We start from the raw sequence: 1,618 nt of genomic DNA, 5'->3' as shown, positions 1-1,618 counted from the left end.
GGCCTGGACGATGCGCTCGGCGCTGGCGCCCCGCTCCCCCGGCAATGTGGCGGCGAGCCATACGTCTACCTGGGGCTTGAGCGCCTGGGCGACACCGAGGAGGTCCTTGTCCTTGAACATGCCGATGACGGCAAAGGTGGTGCGGAAATGGCCCTGACTTGCCAGGTTCTCCGCCAGGGCCCGGGCGGCATGGGGATTGTGAGCCACGTCCAACACTACCACCGGGTGACCGGGCAGCACTTGGAACCGCCCGGGCAGGCGAACTTCCACCAGGCCACGCCGAATATCCCCCGCCGCCACCGGCAGCCGCTCCCTGAGCTCGTCCACCACCGCCAGGGCGGCAGCGGCATTACGCAGCTGGTAGCCGCCGGTGAGGGCCGGGCGCGGCAGGCCGGCCCGCCGCACCCCATAGCCCCAGTAGGTCCAATGGGCCCCCTCCGCGGTATAGCCGAAGTCGCGCCCGATCTGCAGCAGGTCGGTGCCCACGTCCCGGGCATGGGCCTCGATCACAGCCGGCGGATCCGGGTCGGCGCACACCGCCGCACGCCCGCGCTTGAAGATGCCGGCCTTCTCGAAGCCGATCTCCTCCCGGGTATTACCAAGATATTCCATGTGATCGAAGTCGATACAGGTCACCACCGCACAGTCGTTGTCGAAAACATTGACCGCGTCCAGGCGCCCACCCAAGCCCACCTCCAGGATGGCAAGATCCACCCGGGACTCGATGAAGATGAGCATGGCCGCCAGGGTACCGAACTCGAAGTACGTGAGGGGGATCGAGCCCCGGGCCGCCTCGATCCGGCAGAACGCTTCCACCAGGGCCTCGTCGGCTGCCTCCCGCTGCGCGACTCGGACCCGCTCGTTGTAGCGCAGGAGATGGGGAGAGGTGTAGAGCCCGACCCGGTAGCCAGCGCAGGCATAGATGGATTCCAGCAGAGCGCACACGGAGCCCTTGCCGTTGGTGCCACCCACGGTGATCACTGGAAAAGCTGGCGTCAGTCCAAAGGTTTTCCAGACCTGGGACACCCGGTCCAGCCCCATTTCGATGACCCGGGCCGTTCCTCGCTCGAGACGGGCAAGCCATTGGGCAAGGCTTGCCCCCGGGCCGAGGGGGGAAAGGGAAGCGTTTTCGCTGGGCATGGGATCGATCACAGGGAAACGACGGGAATCGAATCCGGAAACGGGCAAGCGTTCAAACGGCCGGGGCGCGCATGAGGAGGGTGATCAAGCTCGCCAGGGTATCCCGCATCCGGCGCCGGTCCACGATCAGGTCGATGGCTCCGTGTTCCAAGAGGAACTCGGAGCGCTGGAAGCCTTCAGGCAGAGTCTCCCGCACCGTCTGCTCGATCACCCGAGGGCCGGCGAAGCCGATGAGGGCCCCGGGCTCGGCAATCACTACGTCACCGATCATAGCGAAGCTGGCCGAGACGCCCCCCATGGTGGGATCGGTGAGCACGGAAATGAAGGGCAGCCGCGCCTCGGCAAGCTTGCCCAGGGCAGCATTGGTCTTGGCCATCTGCATGAGGGAAAAGAGCCCCTCCTGCATGCGTGCCCCTCCGGTGGCGGTAAAGCAAACGTAGGGCAGGTTCCCCTCCAGGCAGGCCCGCACCCCCCGTAC

The 1,618-nt window shown here is 66.5% G+C and carries 2 protein-coding genes; both read right to left on the bottom strand.

Features of this window, described 5'->3' with window-relative positions:
• The coding region (gene folC / locus V7Q81_RS16015) for a bifunctional tetrahydrofolate synthase/dihydrofolate synthase (RefSeq protein ID WP_333845331.1) at positions 1-1,140 on the bottom strand (1,140 nt) is incomplete at its 3' end.
• A gap of 52 nt (positions 1,141-1,192) precedes the next feature.
• The coding region (locus V7Q81_RS16010; protein ID WP_333845329.1) for an acetyl-CoA carboxylase carboxyltransferase subunit beta at positions 1,193-1,618 on the bottom strand (426 nt) is incomplete at its 5' end.

It is taken from the genome of Pelomicrobium sp. (assembly GCF_036803785.1).
Lineage (GTDB): Bacteria > Pseudomonadota > Gammaproteobacteria > Burkholderiales > UBA6910 > Pelomicrobium.
Note: the sequence above shows the minus strand (reverse complement) of the source record. Positions and strands in the feature narration are given on the sequence as shown.